Genomic DNA, 18831 nt, shown 5'->3' with positions numbered 1-18831 from the left:
AAACAGAAGGGAAATTCCCGGAACTGAGTGAACCGCATTTGGTCCTGACCAGCCCAGCGGGCATCGAGAGCACCACACCGCAAAGCACGCACCAGCACAGCGGCCAGCACCACGCCATCACCAGCGGTGGGCACACCAGTGTGAGCGCGGGCAAGAGCTGGCTCGTCAGCGCCAAAGAGGCGATCAGGCTGTTTGCCTACAAAGCGGGTATGAAGCTCATCGCCGCCGGTTCCGATATAGAAATCAAGTCACTCAGCCAAAACATCCAATTGCTGGCCAAGCTGGACATCACCCACACCGCCAACCGCATCGAGTTGAGTGCGCAGAACGAAGTGCTGGTCAATGGCGGTGGCAGCTACACCCGCTGGAGCGCCAGTGGCATTGAAAGCGGCACCAGCGGCAGCTGGGTGGCGCATGCAGCCAATCACAGCATGTCAGGAGGAAAGAGGATTCCGGTGGTGATGCCCCAGTTTCCGGTGGTGCAAGAACCTGCCAAGTTTCACATTCAGTTTCGCGCACTACACAACAACACAGGGCGCCTGGTGGGGGGCGCCCCTTACTGCATCACACTGACAGACGGACAAACGTTTTTTGGAAAAACCGACGCCAAGGGGATGACCGAGCTCATCACATTGGCAACAGCCCAAGACGCACAACTGGAGTGGTTGACCCATCACGAAGACACCTTGTCCAGCGAAGAACAAGACAGCGAGGGGTGCTGAACATGACTCAACCCAACATCATCGCCAAGGCAAGCGCCAAACCCATATCGGGCAATCCTGTCTGTGTTGTGGGCTGCGCCATGCCGCTCACGGTTGTATTCACCATTCACAGCCAAAGCGGGCCAATTAACTTGCCCTATGCGGTCAGGGTCAATGGTCAAATTTTGTCGGAGTTCAAAGAAAAGCCTAAAAAACTGGCGGTGACAAACCAAGGCAGCATCACCATACCGGCTCAATCAGGTGACACGGTCGCGTTGCACTTGGGCAGCGACGCCAGCGCCGACTGGCGTCAAGAGCAGCTCTACGCCGTCCAAGTCAACGACAAATACGTCAAAGTTCATATTCGGGAAAAAAAAGGGCTGCACAAAGACGAAGCCAAACTTGCCAGCCCCAAGTCCAGTGCCACGCACGACGAATACGAGGCGGTGCTGACTGGCGATATCTGGATGCGCTTTAGCCACCGGTACAGTCCCGACGAAGTTCTGCCGCGTCTGCCTGCGGGCACCAGCGCCGAAGTGGCCCGTGCGGTGCAAAGCATCTACCAAGGTTTGCGAACGGGCTTGCTCACGGTGCAGCGCACAGGGCCGCAGGGCCAAGCGCAGCAGGTGAGTTTGCATTTCCCGACAGACAAATCGGACAACTGCTACAGCAACATCTCGGGTTTTGACATGCTGAACAACGGCCTGACGCGGGTGCATCCCGGGGGCTATGCCGCCCTCATCAACGCCGCGCTGGACAACGGTGTGGGCAGCGTGAAGATGAGTTCATGTTGGCGGCCCATGGTGGGCTCAATTGTTCACCGTGTGGGCTTGGGGCTGGATGTGAATTATCTGGATGCGGTGCGGTTTAACCGGGAGGAGCTGAAAACCGGTAAGACCCCGGCGGGCAAGCAAGACGCTGACGATAACGTGAGCGAAGACGAGAAACAGTTTTACAAGGCGTGGCGGGCGGCTAAGCAGGAACTAGAAGTGGCCGATAAGGAAGAAAAACGCCTCAGCAAAGTCGGCACCGACGAAAAAAAGAAGGCAGCGGTAGACCGGCTCAAAAATGCAAGCACTGCCGAAGTAGACGCGAAAGACGCTTGGAATACCGAACGCAATAAACATGAGCCGCCCAAGGTCAAGGCATTCCGTAAATCGCTCTACACCTGCCCCTGCGTGAGCCAGCTGTTTGACCCCTGGTACATGGACGGCAACACCCGCGACGCGGTGCCTGCAACCCCGAATGCCCAGCTCGACGGCAACGAACAACTCCACGCCCACCATTTGCACATCACTGTGCTCGACAAGAAGGTACTGCCATGATGAACCGAACCCTCAAATCCATCATGATCGCCGCTTTGGCGGGCTTTGCCTTGCTGGTCAGCATGCCGCTATGGGCCCAAGAACAAGAACGCCCTAGCCAAATCGACTGGGTTCTCAGACCTTGGGAGATGCGGTACTTCATCTTCGTCGACAAAGATCATGGCTGGAAATACTCACAAAAATTGGCTGCTGAGTACAACCAAAAGCCGAAGCGCCCACGCTTTAATTGGGAGCAGTTCTTTGAAGCCCAAACCGTGCTGCGCATCCCGCATTGGGAACTCGCACAAAAACCTGAGAAGGCCAAATACCCCGAAGACCTGTCCGTGGTCGTTATCGCGTTTGACCAAGACGGCTGGGTCACCACGCCCCACAGCTTTGGCAAAACCCTGCGCGGGCGGCTCAACAGCTTGAGACCCATGGGCTACATCGTGCTGTCAGCCGGGGATGGCCTGACCGACCCGATCGGCACCCTGGGCCATTGGTTCATTGGCCTCAACGAAGACACGGCAGACGGCGTGACGCCTGCACTGTGCAACAACCAAGGCATGTATGAGCCAGCCGATCCAAACGACAGCTTTTATGTGTACGGCAAGCACTACGATGTGAAGGAATCTTGGAGAACAAATCCACCGTTCGCATGCCGCGAATGGGCTTGGCAGCTGCACGAGGCCGATCGCCCCTACATCGACGTGACGACCTACGTACCCAAGGGTCATCCGTACACCAAGAGCTACCCCCACGGCACTTACATCCTGCCCTTCATCGGCTGGGGCACATTTGACCGCCAAAAGCCCGTCATCGGAAAACACGCCGACACCTGGTATTGCCTGCACGAGTGCCCCAAGGGCGATCAGCCCGGCCCCATCGCGGACATCAACGCTTGGGCTAAAGCCAATGGCTGGACACCGCCCAAGCCACCGATGCGTATGCCCGTGTTCACCGACAACCCCAAACGGCGCGGTTACTACCCCAAATGATCGAGCGAGACAAACACGAGCCTCCCAAGGTCAAGGCATTTAGGGATTCGCTCTACGCCTGCCCCTGCGTGAGCCAGCTGTTTGACCCCTGGTACATGGACGGCAACACCCGCGACGCTGTGCCTGGAACGCCGAATGCACAGATCGACAAGAACGAAACAACCCACGCCCACCATTTGCACCTCACCGTGCTGGACAAGAAGGTACTGCCATGATGAACCGAACCCTCAAATCCATCGTGCTCACAATCTTGACAGGCTGGACATCGTTAGCAAGCATGCCGCTATTGGCGCAAGCGCAAGAGGCGCGGCCCAGTTGGAACCACTGGATCAAGCGTCCCTGGGAGATGCGCTACTTCATTTACGTCGATCCAGAGCGTGGTTGGAAATACTCGCAAAAGCTGGCCACCCAGAGCAATCAGAAGTCTATGAAAGAAGACTTTGCCTGGGAACAATTCTTTGAAGCCCAAACGGTGCTGCGCATTCCGCATTGGGAATTGACTCAAAAGCCAGAGAAGGTCAAATACCCAGAAGACCTGGTCGTGGGGGTGATCGAGTTTGACAAAAACGGCTGGGTCACCACGCCCCACAGCTTTGGCAAGCCACTGCGCGGACGGCTCAACAGCTTGCGGCCGTCTGGGTACATCGTGCTATCCCCTGGTGACGCCTTGAACGATCCAGTTGGCACCTTGGGCGATTGGTTCATTGGCCTCAACGAGGAAACCGCTGATGGCGTGACGCCAGCGCTGTGTGGCAGTGATTCAATGTATGAGCCCATGCGTTCTTCTCAAGAGTATTACGTTTACGGAAAACAATACAAAGTCAAAGAAAGTTGGAGCAGTACTCCCCCTTTCCAATGCCGTGAATGGGCCTGGCAAATGCACGACGCAGAGCGCCCTTACATCGACGTGACCAACTACGTCCCCAAGGAGCCGCAATACGGCTACTCCCACGGAACTTACATCCTGCCCTTCATCGGCTGGGGCACATTTGACCGCCAAAAGCCCGTGATCGGCAAACATGCCAACACCTGGTACTGCCTGCACGAGTGCCCCAACGGCGATCAGCCCGGCCTCATTGCCGACATTGCCGCCTGGGCCAACGCCAATGGCTGGACACCGCCCAAGCCACCGACGCGTATGCCCGTGTTCACCGACAACCCCAAACGGCGCGGGTACTACCCCAAATGATCAGTAGAAATTTACCCCAAGCTCAATTGCGCATCTGTGGAAAGTACTTTCATGAGGTCATCGTCAATGCAGCGCTTGACCAAGGTATCAGCGAGATTCGCTTCAATTCATGCAGGCGAGGTGGGTGTTGGTCCTTGCTGATCAGGTATCTGTGACCTTGGTTATTGCACTGAATGATCTTTTTTGATTTTTTGATGTTGGAATTTTGATGAACGATGCTTTGAAACAAGCCATTGATGGCCAGGCACCATGGACGCGGGATGTGGCGCTGGAGGACGATGCCCGTGTGAGGGATACGGCACCGAAGACGCTCACCTTTGCGCCTGGCCCCAACCACGACGAACGCCTGGCCGAGGTTCGGCTGGCCCAGACGCAGGGGCGCAATGCCTTGCTGGTGGCTGCTCGCGAGTTGTTGCGGGCACTGGCCGAAATGCCGCACGACATTCAGCCCGAGCAGGCCAAGGCTTTGCGCGATTTGCTGGCCCAAGAGCTGCACAGCTTCACGCGTTTGTGCGAGCAGGCCAACATCCGCCGTGAGCACCTGTTGGCTGTGCGGTATGTGTTGTGCACGGCGTTGGACGAGGCGGCCAGTTTGACCCCTTGGAACGGCACGAGCACCGCCGAGAGCGCAGGGCCGTGGTCGTCCATGGCTTTGTTGCCCGAGTTCCATGGCGAGGGGCAAGGCGGTGAGGTGGTCTTCTTGCTGGTGGGGCGACTGGCCAGTTCGCCCGATGAGCACATGCCTGTGCTGGAGGTGGTGCACCACGTGCTGAGTCTGGGCTTCATGGGCGATTACCGGGTTAAGCCCGATGGGCATCGCTTGCTGGAGACGATTCGCCACCGTTTGCATGCGCTGGTTTTGGGCAGTCGTGAGCCGGTGGCTCGCGAGCTGTCGCCTCGCTGGAAAGGGGTGGCGCAGGGCAAGTTTCAGCTGCTGCGGTCGGTGCCGGTGTGGGTGTCGGCTTGCGTGTTGGGCTTGGTGTTGTTGGGGCAGTTTGGCTGGTCCAAATACCAGTTGCTCAGCACGGCAGGCGATGTGCAAAAGCGCATCAATGCCTTGCAGCGTTTGCAGCCGCCACCGGTGTCGGTCAAGGCGCCTTTGCGTTTGGCCGAGCTGTTGGCCGCCGAAGTGGCGCAGGGCCGTGTGCAGGTGAGCGATGAGCCCGGGCGCTCCGTGGTGTTGTTCAAAGGCGATGGCATGTTTGCCGGCGGCCTGGCTCAGCTCAGCCCGGCGGCGCGCCAGACCATCGAGAAGGTGGCCGATGCGATCAACGATGTCACCGGGCAAGTGGTGGTGACAGGCCATAGCGACAACCAGCCGCTGGTCAATGGCCGTGCTTATTTTGCAGACAACCAGGCCTTGTCGCTCAAGCGTGCGCAAGAGGTGGTTGCCGTGCTCAAAGCGCGGGGTGTTGACCAACAGCGCATCGAGGCCGTTGGCAAGGGCGATACCGAACCTTTGGCAGGCAACGACACCCCGCCCGGTCGTGCACAAAACAGACGTGTGCAGATTGAAGTGAAACCGTCCGCCAAACCGTGAACAGGGAATAAAAACAATGAAAGATTTTTTCAAAGGTCCGGTGTTCCGGGCGTTGCTGGGTTTTCTGGCGTTTGTGCTGGTGGGCTTGATGGTGTGGTTCCTCGGGCCTTTTTTGGCGCTGGGGGACTTGCGCCCCTTGGCATCGGTGGGCATGCGGGTCACGGTGTTGGTGCTGGTGTTTGCCTTGATGTTGTCGTGGCTGCTGGAGATTACTTTTGCTTTGGTGGGCGTGGCATCGCTGTGCGTGCTGGTGTGGCATGCAGGGCCCTTGTTGGGTTTGGCCTCCATGCGTCCATTGGCCCCGGTCTGGGTGCGTGTGCTGTGCATTGGCTTGATCTTGCTGGTCTTTTTGGTTTGGGGCCTTTACAAGCTGTACAAGCTGCTTCAAAACGATGAGAAGTTTTTGCAGCGCTGGTTGCGTTCTGACAAAGCGTCTGCGCCGCTGGCCAAAGATCAAATCCGCGCTTTGTCGGACATGGCCCGTCGTGCCGTGGGGCAGCTGCGACAAATGCACATGACGGTCGCCGGTGGCACCGGATCGGTGTGGGCAGGCTTGCGCCGTTTGGTAGAAGGCAAACGTTATCTGTACGAGTTGCCCTGGTATGTGGTGATCGGGCAGCCGGGGGCGGGCAAATCGTCTGTGGTGCTCAATTCCGGGCTTCGCTTCCCACTGGCCGATCAGATGGGGGCAGCCAGCGCACGGCTGACGCTGTCACATGCGACCGGCACGCACCAGTGCGATTGGTGGCTGACCAACGAGGCGGTACTGCTGGACACCGCTGGCCGCTACACCGAGCAAGACGCGCAGCCGGTGCCGGAAACACCGTTGGCCAATGCGTCATCGCCAGCCGAGTCGAGCGATGCAGCGCCAACCGATGCTGCAACGAGCGCCAACCCGCTGGAGACCTTGCGACAGACCAATGAAGCGGAATGGCATGGGTTTTTGGGGGTGTTGCGGCAAGTGCGTCCACGCGCGCCGGTCAACGGGGCTTTGGTGGTGGTGGATGTGGCGCAGTTGCTTCATGACACTTCCGCGCAGCGTGTGGCGCATGCAGCGCGTTTGCGTGCGCGTTTGGCCGAGTTGCGGACACACTTGGGCATCCGGTTTCCGGTGTATGTGGTCTTGACCAAGGCCGATGTGTTGCGCGGTTTCTCGCCTTATTTCAACAGCCTCACCTCCGAGGCGAGGGCGCAAGTCTGGGGATTTACTTTGCCCTGGAATGAAACAAGCGGCGGCTTGGTCACAGGATTGACCCAGGGCTTGGGGCGTCGCGGTCGTGGCGTCGGTGCGGCAGATACGCAAGCGAAAGATGGTGCTGCGAAAGCAAACGGATCGTTGATCGAGCAAGTGCGTCATGAGTTTGATGCTTTGGTGCAGCGGGTGAGCGATGGGGTGGCGACCCGCTTGCAAGAAGAGTTTTCGCTGGACCAGCGGCAGTCTTTGTACGTGTTGCCTTACGAGTTGTCGGCGCTCAAAGAGCCTTTGGCGGCATTGTTGGATGCGGCTTTTGCCGACTCGCGCTACGACACCACGCAACTGCACCATATGTTGCGCGGCGTGTATTTGACCAGCGCCATGCAGTCGGCCGATGCTGCGGTGGTTGCCGAACGCAGTGCTTTGGTGCCGCGTTTGCGTGCGGGCCTGACACAGTGGGGGCAGACTTTGGGTTTGGTCTCCAAGCCGGGGCAAACTGCGGCAACCCAGCGCCGAAGCTACTTTGTGACCGATGCCCTGTTGCGTGTTGTTTTTGCAGAGGCGCATCTGGTCAAGCCGAACCTCAAGTGGGAGGCCCGGATGCGCTTGTTGCGCTGGTTGGGCCATGCCGCCGTGTTGATGACCTTCCTCTGGCTTTCGGGGGCGTTGACCTTGAGTTACCACAAGAACCAGCAGTACTTGCAGGACGTGGAGCACAAGACGCAGGCTTTGACCGAGCAAATGCAAAATTGGCTGTCCGACCAGAGCATGGCGCAGACCGAAAAAGTGCTTGGACTGGCGCAAGTGTTGCCCACTCACGCTGGACTCGACCTGGCGCAGCCTTCGGCCTCATTTTTGTATGGGCTGTACACGGCAGAGCCCATCGCCCAGGCTGGCGAACATGCCTACGGTCAGTTGCTCGATCGGCTGGTTTTGCCTGTCGTCATCGAGCGCATGGAGCAAGTGATGCATGAGTCCTTGACCGAGGAGGATGCGCGACTCGCCTACCAAACCTTGCGTGTTTACCTGATGCTGCACGATGCCCAGAAATTCAGTCAAACCACGGATGCCGCTCAGGCAGTGCGCGAGTGGGTGACTGCGGATTGGCAAAACGCCTCGGAAACAAGCACCTCCCAAGGCTTGGCCAAGCGCTTGGGCAACAGCACGTCCATGGTGGGGCATTTGGAATGGCTGTTTTCGGGCAAGCGCGTGGTGCAGTCTGGTGCGGCGCGCAACGAAGCCTTGGTGGGGCAGGTGCGCAAGTTCCTGGACAAAAACTCCAGCAGCGAGCGTTTGTACGAGCGCATGAAGTCCAGTTTGAGCAGTCAGGCGCCACAGGATTTCAACTTGGTGCGTGCGCTGGGGCCACAGGCGGGCACTTTGTTCAGCCGTGCTTCGGGGCAAACGCTCGAAAAAGGTGTGCCGGGCTTGTTCACTTACGACGGTTACCACGATGTGTTTGCCAAGCGCCTGCCAGGCATGCTGGCCTTGGCCCAACAAGATGATGCTTGGGTCATGGGGCGGCAAGATGGCCTGGCTTCGGCCAAGGTGACCACACTCACTGCCGTTGAAACGCAGGCCTTGCTGGACGATATTCGCAGGCAGTACCTGGTGCAGTATGCGCAAATCTGGACAGATTTTTTGGGCGACATCCGACTGGTCAAAGGCGACAAATCGGGCACCTTGTCTTTTGAGCTCAATATCTTGCGGCAGTTGGCTGCGGCAGATTCGCCTTTGGTCCGCCTGAGTCGTCTGGCAGCGCGTGAGACGAGCTTGTCCCGTCCATTGCAAGGTGACAAAGCCGAGCAGTCCATTTTTGAAAAAGCAGCAGACCAAGTTGACCAACAAACGAACAAGGTCAACAAGAGCTTGGGTTTGCGCCCTGAGCAACGTGCAGAGCGTCAGTGGGTGGATGACCGGTTCTCGGCCTTGCGCGAGGTCGTGACCGGACAGTCTGATGGGGCTGCCGCCGCGCCTGGCGGCAAGGCGGGGCTGGACACAGTGACCAATGCCCTCAATGAGTTTTACACCGTGCTGGTCGTTGCCGACACGGCGATCACGGCGGGCAGTTTGCCGCCCGCAGGCGCAGAAGCTGCGACCAAGCTGCGCATTGAGGCCGGCAAATTGCCATCCCCTTTGCGCGAGGTGCTCTTGGATGTGAGCAACAGCGGCACCGACAAGGTCGGTCAAGGCGCCTCTAGCATTTTGCGTGTGCAGGCTCAGGTCCAGATGGACCGCCTGGTGGGCATGATGGCTTTCATGGTGAGCGAACCTTGTCAGCGCGATATCGCAGGGCGTTATCCGTTTTCGGCCAGTGTGCAGGAAGTCAGCGTGGATGATTTCAATGCCTTGTTTGCCTCCGGTGGTGCGGCAGACGAGTATTTCAAAAAATACCTGTCACCTTTGGTGGACACCAGTACCCGACCTTGGCGCTACAAAAACCCAGCCAGTGCAAATGCACTCTTGGGAGCAGACGGTCAGGCGCAAGGGCAGCCCATGGCAGTCGCTGCCGCCGGGCCGACCTTGACGGGGGAGCTGCTGAAGTTGCTGGCCCAAGGCGGACCGAATCCGGATGTGTTTGCACAGATCGGGCAGATCCGTGAGATGTTCTTCCGCGACTCCGGGGCCAAACGATTGAGCTGGCGTGGGGAATACAAAGTGGTGTCTCTGGACCCTACGGTGACGGAGTTGGTGATTGACCTGGACGGTCAGACGCAGCGCTATTCGCATGGTCCCGTGCAGACGGTGGCGGTGCAGTGGCCTGGCCCGCGTGCGGGCACAATGGCCGAATTGCACGCCAATCCGCGCATCAAACCCGACACGTCCAGCGTGCAGTTGCGTGGGCCTTGGTCCTGGTTGCGGTTGGTTGAACGAGGCAAAGTCACCAGCAGTGCGCAAGCAGGGCGCATTGCGGTGGAGTATTTGCTGGACAACCGCCGTGCTGTTCTCGAGTTCAGCAGCGCAGGCCCCAGTCCATTCAACAGTCCTTTGCTGCGCAATTTCACTTGTCCTGGGCGTAGCACTTGATGCGGCACATTCCTTTGAAGGGTCTTTGCCGGACCTTGACCCAACGCACGCTGGCGCGGCCGCCTTCGGTCTGGGGCAAGTTGCCAGCGTATGGCGATTATGTTCACCACAACGTCAGTCTGTCGGCACAAGAGGCGTGGCACGAATGGGTGCAAAGCTATTGGCACCGTCGTCCCGTGAGCCGCAGCGCTGTGGCAGCCCGAGGGGGCACAGGTGCCGACGGGTGGATGCACGTGACGCAAGCGCCAGCCAGGCCTGATTTGTCGAATGTGCCTGTGGCCTTTGTTTTGCCACCAGGACATTTGCCGCACATGGGCGATGTGTTTGTGCAAGGCGTGATGGTTCCTTCCGAAGACAAGGTGGGGCGCGCTTGTCCACTCATCATTTACCAGACGGTGCATCGCCTTTGGATGCAGCGCACCTGGGCCTCTCCTTGGGGGCCTGACCCCCATGCGCCAGTGCGCCAAGACCGCAGCCAGGGACGACATTTGCTGTACTGGTGGGCTCGGCTGGCAGCGCATGCGCGGCAGCACCCCGGTCTCTTTCCGGCTTTGGTGACAGCGGTGGAGCAGGTCTGGCTTTTGCATGAGCCCGGCTGGCGCAACCTTTTCGGCGGGCAAGCAAGGCCTGCATCGTCAGCCGCTTTGGAGGCGTTGGTCCAGCAGTTTGGCACCAGTGCAGGGCAAGACGCTGCTGTCGCATTGCGCGGCGTTTCTCATTTGCCCTGGGCCGACTGGCCAGAGCGGACGCTGCGTGTGACCGAACCGCTGGCCGCATTTTGGATGCAAGACGCTGAGGGCGGTTATGTACAGGCCAGCGACAAGCTGCTGCAACTGTGGGGTTTGCGCGCATGACGGAGAAATCCATTCCAGCTGGCTTGCGTCTGCGCATCACCCATTGCCGTGGTGTCGCCGTGGATGCCGTGTGGTCCTGGCCTGTGGGTCGGCAGCAAGTGTCAGTTCAAGAGGTGCTGGCGGTTTTGGCTGAACTCTCCGAGCCTTGGCTCGAAGAGGCGCTCAAAATTGTTGTGGTTCAAGAAGGCGAAAACGTTTGGCGCTTGTCGCAAGCGAGCGATCTCTTGCTGTGCAGCTGCAATGGGGTGCCCTTAAAAGTGGGCCAAACGGTCCTATTGCAACACCACGATGCGCTGGAGCTGGGCCTGTGCCATTTGCAGGTGCTGACCGAGCCCGAGCGCCCACATGGCGTGAACACCGCAACGGTCACAGATTTTGAGTGGGGCCAATTGGTCACCCGTCATGGTGCAGGTCGAGCGCCTTCGGTGCCAGACGCCATGCCAGCAGATTCGGTGATGGATCTCTTGACCGATGCGCTGGACGCAGCGAGGCCGCAGCTTGCGCCACAAATCACGCAGGTGCAGCCGCAGGTGAGGGCGGCTGTGCCCTTGGACGCGACGCCGCAGCAGACCGAGTGGTCCGAAGCTGAGCAGGCTTTTCAGGGCCTGCATGCGCAGTATCTGCAGCGTTTGATGGATCCATTGAGCCCCATGGGCCTGCCTTCCTGGCAGGCCATGACCACACACCAGTCCGGCCAAGCCAGTGATGCTTTTCAAGACATCATTGATCAGGCCGAACAGGGCCCGACCATGCCGCAGCTCTTGGGGCAAAGCGTGCAAATCCAAAGTGTGATGAGCCAATTGGACACTTTGGCTGAGGGCGACATCCTTGAGCCCGATGCGCATGTCAGCGTGCTGCATTTGTTTGCGCCAGAGGGGCTTCGTGATGCGTTGACGCATCAGGTGCCCAGCCTCAATCGGCAAGAGCACCACGGCATGGCGCTCGACAGTGCGATGGCCGCAACAGCCCCCCCAAGCCACGCCTCACAAAATATTGAATGACTGGAAACCGCATGACTGATTTGACGCTGTTGTTGCGCGCAGAAGACGGGACACCCATCTCTTTGCAAGAGCACTTGCAACAAACAGAAGCCCGAATTCGCCGCGAGCCTACCGCCCCTGAGCACCGCTGGGCCTTGGTAGAGGTGCTGTGCATTCTGGGTCATTGGGATCGGGCCTTGTCTCAACTGCAAGCCTGGGCCAAATGGATGCCGCAATCACAAGCGCAAGCGCATTGGGTGCGCGGACTCATCCGGGCCGAAGCCCAGCGCAGTGAAGTTTTCTCTGGTGCCATGGCGCCTGCGCCGGTGACCGATATGCCCCACTGGATGCGCGATCTGGCCAAAGCCTTGGCACACAATGCACGCGCTGAAAACGAGGAGGCCGATGTTTTGCGTTCGCAGGCATTGGCGCAGGCGCCGCAGCGAGCGGGTGTGTGTGTCTGGCAACGTGGAAAAGATGGCGAGCAGACCATGCAGGAGCAGGCCTATGAATGGATGGCCGACAGCGACACACGCTTGGGGCCGGTGTGCGAGGTCATGGTCGCAGGTGCATACCGTTGGTTGGCGTTTGCCGATGTGGCCCATTTGAGCTTGCAAGCGCCACAGCGTTTGCTCGATCTGGTTTGGATGCCTGCCAAACTGCAGTTGCACAGCGAAGCAGGTTTGTTGCCTACCGCAACAGGGCGCGTGCTGCACGTCTTTTTGCCGACTCGGTACCCAATTGCAGCGAATGCCAGCGAGTCAAGCGCCACCCACGACGCTTTGTTGATGTCGCGTTTGACCCGTTGGCGCGAGGTGGGTGAAACCGGTGTGTTCGCGCAAGGACAAAAAACCTGGATGAGCGAGGGCATCGATTGGCCCTTGCTGGATGTTCGTGAGTTGCGCGCATGACCGAGCATGTCACCGATGTGAATGAAGCGGCAATGCCCGGCGCATTGCATCCTGCGGCCCGGGCATTGCCTTCAGCACACGGGCTTGTCCAGCGGCAAGGCGAGCAGGTTTTTATGCCTACTTTGCTCGATCGCTTGTGTGACGACGCCCCGCACGAAAGCAGCGAAGCCCCCCAGGCCTATGCCTTTAACCGTGGCCGCATGCGCGAGACCGTCTTGCGCGATTTGTCCCTGCTCCTCAATACCACTGATCAAAGCGATTTGATCAATGCGGCCCAATACCCTGCCGCTGCCAATTCAACCCTCAACTACGGTGTGCCTGCATTGGCCGGTGGGTATTTGTCTGAAAAAAAATGGGCCGACATTGAACGCATGATCCGCCGCGCCATCACCCAGTTCGAGCCCCGACTGGTGCCGCAAACGCTGCGGGTCAGGCCTTTGCTCAAAGACCAGGCCAGCGCGAATTACAACGTCCTGACTTTTGAGATCTCCGGTCACATTCAGATCAGCTCCTATCCGATCGAGTTCACCGTGCAAAGCGCCGTGGACCTGGAAAACAGCCGCATTGAACTGCGACCCCGTTGATCGATCCTCTGCGCGAACGGAAATCCTCCCATGCACCCACAATTGCTCCAGTACTACAACGAAGAGCTGACCTTCATGCGCGAGAGCGCAGGCGACTTCGCTGCACAACATCCCAAGATCGCTCGGCGACTGGGCATGCAAGGCCAGGACGTGGCCGACCCTTATGTGGAGCGCTTGATCGAATCGTTTTGCTACATGTCTGCGCGCATGCGCATCAAGCTCGACGCCGAGTTCCCCCGCTTGACCCAGCGACTGCTCGAAGTGGTCTACCCCAATTACGTCAGCCCAACGCCCTCCATGGCCGTTGCACAGCTGCACCCCAATGCCACCGAAGGCGATTTCAGCAAGGGTTTTGTGGTGCCCCGAGGCACCAGCTTTTACGCCAAGGTGCCGCCCGGTGAGGTCACCTCATGCCAGTTTCGCTCCAGCCAAGACGTCACCTTGTGGCCCCTGCAAATCGAGAGCGCCAAACTCACGGGGGTGCCGCCCGATATCCCCTCTCCCGAGCGGTATTTGCCCGCGCATGTCCAGGTGCAAGGCAGCTTGCGCCTGCGTTTGAAACTTCAGGGCGAGTTGCGGTTTTGTGATCTCAAAGGGCTGGACCGCTTGCCCATTTATTTGTGCGGCCAAGAGCAGGTGGCCTCGCACCTGTTTGAGCTGCTGCATGCGGGTGCCGTCGCCAGCCTGGTTGGCGTGCCCGGTCATATGGGTGAGCAGCCGCACATCGTGGCGCAAAACGCGCTGGTGCACGAAGGCCTGGCCCCGCAGCAAAGCTTGCTGCCCTTGAACTGGAACACCTGGCATGGGCACAACCTGTTGCACGAATACTTTGCCTGCCCTGCGCGGTTTTATTTTTTTGCGCTGCAAGGCCTGGCCCCAGGGCTGTCCCGCATTGACGGCCAAGAGGTCGAAATCGTCGTCTTGCTCAACCGCATACCGGGCGCATTGACCGCTTTGGTGGATGCGCAGCAATTTGCCTTGCACTGCACGCCTGTGATCAATCTGTTTGAGCACCGCACCGACCGCATCGAGGTGCCCGCCACGGCACCTGAAATGCATCTGGTGCCTGACCGGTCGCGGCCCTTGGACTTTGAGGTGTTCTCGGTCACCGAGTTGCAGGGCCAGAAAGCCGACACCACCGAGGTCATGCCGTTTCGGCCCATGTACCAGACACTCAATCAGGACGAGGGCAACCATGGGCGCTACTTTTCTGTGCGTCGCGAGCCCCGCCTGAGCTCGGACAGCACCCGCAAATACGGCACGCGCACCTCGTATGTGGGCACCGAAGTGTTCGTCAGCCTGGTCGACCAACACGAAGCCCCTTACAGCGAAAAACTTCGATACCTCTCGGTGCAGGCGCTGGTCACCAACCGCGATTTGCCAAGACTGGTGCCCCGCAACGGCACCGATGACCTCAGCGTCAGCGTGTCCTTGCCCCTGAAATCCATCGGGCTGATCAGGGCGCCGTCTGCGCCACAAGCGCCGTTTGCAGAAGGCGAGCTGGCTTGGCGTTTGATCCGGCAGCTGGGCTTCAATTATTTGCCCTTGCACGACATGGACGAACGCGAAGGCGCACAGGCCTTGCGCGACATGCTGCGCCTGTTTGTCCACAGCGACGATGTGGTCGCCAACCAGCAAATCGCCAGCTTGATCGGCAGCCAGATCAAGCCCGTGACCCGCCGCCTGCCAGGCAGTGGTCCCCTGGTCTATGGCCGGGGTGTGGAGTGCAGCCTGACCGTCGATGAAGACGGCTTCAGTGGCGTCAGTCCTTACCTGCTCGGCTTGGTGCTGGAGCACTATCTGTCGCGGCACGTCTCGATCAACACCTTCACCCAGACACGCTTGCATGCCATGCAACGTGGCGAGGTGGCCAGCTGGCCCGTGCGCATGGGCAACCGGGGGGGCGTTTGATGCGCAGCACTGACTTGCCCCAAGGCATGCCCGATATCCGATCTGTCGCAGAGGAGGCATGGCCGTCTGCCATGCAGGACGCGACGCAAACGCCATGGCGACATACCTTCACGGGACTCATGCGCAGCTTGGCCGCGCAGCGCCAGCCCAATGGCGAGCATGCCATGCCCCCGGTAGGGCAGGCCAAGCGACCTCAGCAAGAGCGGTTCAAGCTCGGGCAACAAGCCAGTTTGGCATTTGCACCCCGCGAAATCGCGCAAGTCGAGCTGCCGGGCGATCAGGCCCACATCCGACTCATGGGGCTGGGCATGTTGGGGCCCAATGGCCCATTGCCCATTCATGTCACCGAGCTGGCGCGAGAGCGCAGTGAGTCGCGTCGGGACCATACCCTGCGTGATTTTCTGGACCTCTTTCATCACCGCTACTTCACGCACATGTACCGTGCATGGTCGCAAAGCCAGGCCGCAGCCGGATTGGACCGCGCAGAGGAAGAAACCTTCACCGATTACGTGGCGCGCTTGGCGGGCGACGAGCCATCGCAAGTGCAAAGCAGTGCCTTGCCCGCACACGCACGCTGGGCCAGCGCCGCGCATCGTGTGCGCAGCGCCCGCGACCCCGATGGCCTGGTCAGTACCTTGCAGCGGTTTTTTGGCATACCGGTTCGGCTCCTCGAATACCAGTTGCACTGGGTGCCTTTGGCGAATGAAGACCTGTGCCAACTCGGTCGCCCCCTGAGCTCCGGCATGTTGGGTCAAGGCGCCATGGCGGGTGAAAAAGTGCCCGATCGTCAGACGCGATTTCGTCTGGTGATGGGACCGCTTGATTTGAAGGGCTATTTGCGATTGACCCCCCAAGGCCACACCAGCGGCCAGGACTTGCCTGCGCTGGTCGAGATGGTGCGCAGTTTCATTGGCTTTGAATACGAGTGGGAGGTTGAGCTCCTGATTTCCGCCAAAGCCGCACCGGCATGCCAGTTGGGCGACAGCGCCCAGCTCGGCTGGTCTACCTGGGCCGGGCAATTGCACTCAGACAGCGACCACATCACCGGCATGGTGTTGGAGCCCGAGCGCTATGTCTCGTCCACAGCAGCCTCGTCCACTTCCAGCAGGTCATGTTCATGAAACCCTTGCAAAACTTGATCAATGCTGTCGCCAGTGCCTTGGGGCCTGAGCCTTTGAAGGTGGACATTCCCCCCGAGTGGCTGGCGCCCATCAGCGCCGAACAGCCCAGCGGCCCCAATCTGGAGTACGACCCCGAATACGCCGTGCTTGCCGCGCGTTTGCAACCCAAGGCCGATGTGCAATACGGCGACTTTTCTGCCCAAGCGCCCGAGCCCGACTGGAAAGACATCGAGCGCGACTGCCGCCGACTGCTGTTGCGCAGCAAAGACATTGGCATGCTTGTCTGGTTTGTCCGCAGCCGCACCCGCCAGGCAGGTGCGCAAGGCTTGCTTCAAGGCTTGAGCGCTTTGCAGCAGGTGTGCGAACGCTTTGCCGCCAGCATTCACCCGCAACTGCGCATCGATGGGGAGTCCGACCCCCTGGTGCAAGCCAACACCCTGGCGGGCCTGTGCGACAGCCAAGGCTTGCTGGAGGATGTGCGCGATGTGATCGTCTCTGGCAGCACCGCATTTCGCCTGAGCGTGCGCGACATCGAGCGCAGCCTGTCGGTGCCGCGCCCGCCTTATGCCCCAGAGCCCGAAGCCGTGCAGCGCCAACTGGCCGATTTGCACCAACGCCGCGACCCTCACCTGCTGGCCTTGCAAGGCTGCGCTGTGTGCGTGCAACACCTGCAGACCTGGAGCCAGCAGCAGCTGGGCGAAGAAGCCCCAGACTTGCAGCCCTTGTTCAAGCTGCTGGCCCCCACATGGAGCCGGGGCCAGGCACTGCCAACCGACAGCCGCATGCCCACGACGACGCCACATGAATACATCGAAGTCGATGCTTTGAACAGAGCCCCTGAACCCGACATGCATAAGGCCGTTGTCAGTGCGCCCAACATCGCGGCCATCCCACTTCATGTGCGACAAACCCACGTGACCGATCAACGCGAACAGCTGCGGCAATCGCTGGTTCAGGTGCGGCAATGGGTCGAATTGCACGAACCCAGCAGCCCAGTGGCCGTGTTGCTCAAGCAAGCCGAGCGCATGTGGGGCAAACGCTTTTCTGAGGTGGCCCACATCATCCCCCCCGAACTCTTGCAAGCCTGGGACCAAGACCAATGAACACCCTGCTCCAATCCCCCCGAGTCCTCACCATCACCAGCCCCGCCATCCCGCAGGTGGCAGGCGCTGCTGCGCTTGTGCCCCTGAAGCTCTCGGGCCATGAGGCCGTCAACACCCTCTTTGAATACACCCTCATCCTGCAAAGCCCTGATGCGCTGCAGTTTGCCGCCAACGACGCCAGCAACTTTCCCCTGCACGACATGGTCGGGCGCGAGATCACTTGCGCCATCGCTCTGGACGGGCACGGCAGCTTTGTGGCGGGTCTGGCGGGCAACTTGGGCGCAGCCAACCTGGGCGCGGGCGTGCGCGAACTGTCTGGCCTCATCACCGCCGCCCGCCACCTGGGCACCGACAGCCGCCACGCCCTGTATGCGCTCACCCTGCGCCCCTGGCTGCACCTGGCCACGCTGACCAGTGATTGCAAAGTCTTCCAGGACCAAACCCCGGTTGAGGTCATCCGTGCCGTCTTGGCCGACTATGCTTTTGCTGCCGAAGTGCGCCTGATCGAAACGTATCCGATTCGCGACTACTGCGTGCAGTACAACGAAACCGACTTTGAATTCATCACCCGCCTCATGCAAGAGTGGGGCATCAACTACCACTTTGAGCACTCGGGCGGTGTGCACCGCCTGATCTTGAGCGACCACAACGGCGCCTTCAGCCCCCTGCAAAAGGGCCAAAGCGACAGCGCTTACCACCGCATGGCCTACTACCCCCCTGGCCACAAGGTGGACGAGGAGTACATCCACGCCTTCACCCCCACCGAGCGGCTCACAGCAGGCCAATACGCCAGCCGCGAATACGACTACACCCGCCCCAAAGTGGCCCTGGGTGCAAGCCAAGCCCAGCCCCGCCAAACAGGCCAGGCCAACCAAGAGGTGTACCTGTGGCGCGGGGGCAAAGTGCGCACAGGCCAAACGCCTGGGAATGACAGCGGCATCGGCAGCACCGCCAGCGGCAGCCTGCCGGGCAGCGACTACGCCCAAGAAAACAAAGGTGCGGGCAAAGGTGCGGGCAAAGGCTCCGACACCGCCCAGGCCAACCAAACCGAGCCCCAAGGCCAACACCTGGCACGCCTGCGCATGCAAGCGCTGCGCCAAGCAGGCCAACGCGCCAGCGGCGCAGGCCATGTGCGCGGCATCGCAGCAGGCCACACCTTTGCCCTGCACAAACACCCGCAAGACGCGGCCAACATCGAATACCTGACCCTGTCCACCCACACCGTCATCGAAAACGTCAGCGAAGACACGGCCAGGGGACGCACAGACCGCCATTCGATCCCGCAGGCCCTGTCCGACGCCCAACGCCTGACCGGCCAGTGGCGCATCGAGGTGCGCTTTGAAGTGCTGCCCACCACCGAGCTGCTGCGCCCCGAAGGCATACAGCCCAAACCCCACACCCACGGCCCCGAGA

15 protein-coding genes are annotated in these 18831 nt (G+C 60.0%); all 15 read left to right on the top strand.

What is annotated here, in order from left to right; all coding sequences use genetic code 11:
- Positions 1–722, top strand: a 722-nt coding sequence (locus B9Z52_RS17360; protein WP_146182890.1) for a DUF2345 domain-containing protein, incomplete at its 5' end; no start/stop codon positions are given.
- Between the two features lie 2 nt (positions 723–724).
- Complete coding sequence (locus tag B9Z52_RS18030; protein WP_199222136.1) at positions 725–2026, top strand: hypothetical protein; 1302 nt, start codon at positions 725–727, stop codon at positions 2024–2026.
- The gene (locus B9Z52_RS17350; protein ID WP_146182889.1) at positions 2023–3003 is read left to right on the top strand and encodes a hypothetical protein; all 981 of its coding nucleotides are present in this window, start codon (positions 2023–2025) and stop codon (positions 3001–3003) included. The genes B9Z52_RS18030 and B9Z52_RS17350 overlap by 4 nt, the downstream gene beginning before the upstream one ends.
- Entirely contained in the window at positions 3000–3218 is a 219-nt protein-coding gene (locus B9Z52_RS17345) for a hypothetical protein (RefSeq protein WP_108415096.1), read from the top strand. The genes B9Z52_RS17350 and B9Z52_RS17345 overlap by 4 nt, the downstream gene beginning before the upstream one ends.
- A complete protein-coding gene (locus tag B9Z52_RS17340) occupies positions 3215–4192 on the top strand; it encodes a hypothetical protein (RefSeq protein WP_146182888.1) in 978 nt (325 codons plus the stop codon). Before B9Z52_RS17345 ends, B9Z52_RS17340 begins: the two co-directional genes overlap by 4 nt.
- Before the next feature lie 208 nt (positions 4193–4400).
- Positions 4401–5732, top strand: coding sequence for a type IVB secretion system protein IcmH/DotU (icmH, locus tag B9Z52_RS17335; RefSeq protein WP_108415094.1), 1332 nt, complete (start codon positions 4401–4403; stop codon positions 5730–5732).
- Between the two features lie 16 nt (positions 5733–5748).
- Positions 5749–9954: a type VI secretion system membrane subunit TssM gene (tssM, locus tag B9Z52_RS17330; protein WP_108415093.1), complete on the top strand. Its 4206-nt coding sequence runs from the start codon at positions 5749–5751 to the stop codon at positions 9952–9954.
- A gap of 35 nt (positions 9955–9989) precedes the next feature.
- Entirely contained in the window at positions 9990–10808 is an 819-nt protein-coding gene (locus B9Z52_RS17325) for a TagF domain-containing protein (protein ID WP_158270583.1), read from the top strand.
- Entirely contained in the window at positions 10805–11809 is a 1005-nt protein-coding gene (locus tag B9Z52_RS17320) for a TagK domain-containing protein (protein ID WP_108415091.1), read from the top strand. Before B9Z52_RS17325 ends, B9Z52_RS17320 begins: the two co-directional genes overlap by 4 nt.
- 11 nt (positions 11810–11820) lie before the next feature.
- Positions 11821–12699: a type VI secretion system accessory protein TagJ gene (locus tag B9Z52_RS17315; RefSeq protein ID WP_158270582.1), complete on the top strand. Its 879-nt coding sequence runs from the start codon at positions 11821–11823 to the stop codon at positions 12697–12699.
- A complete protein-coding gene (gene tssE / locus B9Z52_RS17310; protein WP_233252014.1) occupies positions 12696–13283 on the top strand; it encodes a type VI secretion system baseplate subunit TssE in 588 nt (195 codons plus the stop codon). Before B9Z52_RS17315 ends, tssE begins: the two co-directional genes overlap by 4 nt.
- 30 nt (positions 13284–13313) lie before the next feature.
- The gene (gene tssF / locus B9Z52_RS17305) at positions 13314–15194 is read left to right on the top strand and encodes a type VI secretion system baseplate subunit TssF (protein ID WP_108415089.1); all 1881 of its coding nucleotides are present in this window, start codon (positions 13314–13316) and stop codon (positions 15192–15194) included.
- Entirely contained in the window at positions 15194–16315 is a 1122-nt protein-coding gene (gene tssG, locus B9Z52_RS17300; protein ID WP_108415088.1) for a type VI secretion system baseplate subunit TssG, read from the top strand. The genes tssF and tssG overlap by 1 nt, the downstream gene beginning before the upstream one ends.
- Positions 16312–17418 carry an ImpA family type VI secretion system protein gene (locus tag B9Z52_RS17295; RefSeq protein ID WP_158270581.1) on the top strand — a complete coding sequence of 369 codons (1107 nt, stop codon included), beginning with the start codon at positions 16312–16314 and terminating at the stop codon, positions 17416–17418. Before tssG ends, B9Z52_RS17295 begins: the two co-directional genes overlap by 4 nt.
- Positions 17415–18831, top strand: a 1417-nt coding sequence (locus tag B9Z52_RS17290; RefSeq protein WP_146182886.1) for a type VI secretion system Vgr family protein, incomplete at its 3' end; no start/stop codon positions are given. The genes B9Z52_RS17295 and B9Z52_RS17290, both read left to right, overlap by 4 nt.

This window comes from Limnohabitans sp. Jir72, assembly GCF_003063575.1.
Lineage (GTDB): Bacteria > Pseudomonadota > Gammaproteobacteria > Burkholderiales > Burkholderiaceae_C > Limnohabitans_A.
Note: the sequence above shows the minus strand (reverse complement) of the source record. Positions and strands in the feature narration are given on the sequence as shown.

Coding starts and splice junctions, on each gene's coding strand:
- B9Z52_RS17315 (WP_158270582.1), top strand. CDS start 11,821: ATGACTGATTTGACGCTGTTGTTGCGCGCAGAAGACGGGACACCCATC.
- B9Z52_RS17350 (WP_146182889.1), top strand. CDS start 2,023: ATGATGAACCGAACCCTCAAATCCATCATGATCGCCGCTTTGGCGGGC.
- tssF (WP_108415089.1), top strand. CDS start 13,314: ATGCACCCACAATTGCTCCAGTACTACAACGAAGAGCTGACCTTCATG.
- B9Z52_RS17345 (WP_108415096.1), top strand. CDS start 3,000: ATGATCGAGCGAGACAAACACGAGCCTCCCAAGGTCAAGGCATTTAGG.
- tssG (WP_108415088.1), top strand. CDS start 15,194: ATGCGCAGCACTGACTTGCCCCAAGGCATGCCCGATATCCGATCTGTC.
- tssE (WP_233252014.1), top strand. CDS start 12,696: ATGACCGAGCATGTCACCGATGTGAATGAAGCGGCAATGCCCGGCGCA.
- tssM (WP_108415093.1), top strand. CDS start 5,749: ATGAAAGATTTTTTCAAAGGTCCGGTGTTCCGGGCGTTGCTGGGTTTT.
- icmH (WP_108415094.1), top strand. CDS start 4,401: ATGAACGATGCTTTGAAACAAGCCATTGATGGCCAGGCACCATGGACG.
- B9Z52_RS18030 (WP_199222136.1), top strand. CDS start 725: ATGACTCAACCCAACATCATCGCCAAGGCAAGCGCCAAACCCATATCG.
- B9Z52_RS17340 (WP_146182888.1), top strand. CDS start 3,215: ATGATGAACCGAACCCTCAAATCCATCGTGCTCACAATCTTGACAGGC.
- B9Z52_RS17320 (WP_108415091.1), top strand. CDS start 10,805: ATGACGGAGAAATCCATTCCAGCTGGCTTGCGTCTGCGCATCACCCAT.
- B9Z52_RS17295 (WP_158270581.1), top strand. CDS start 16,312: ATGAAACCCTTGCAAAACTTGATCAATGCTGTCGCCAGTGCCTTGGGG.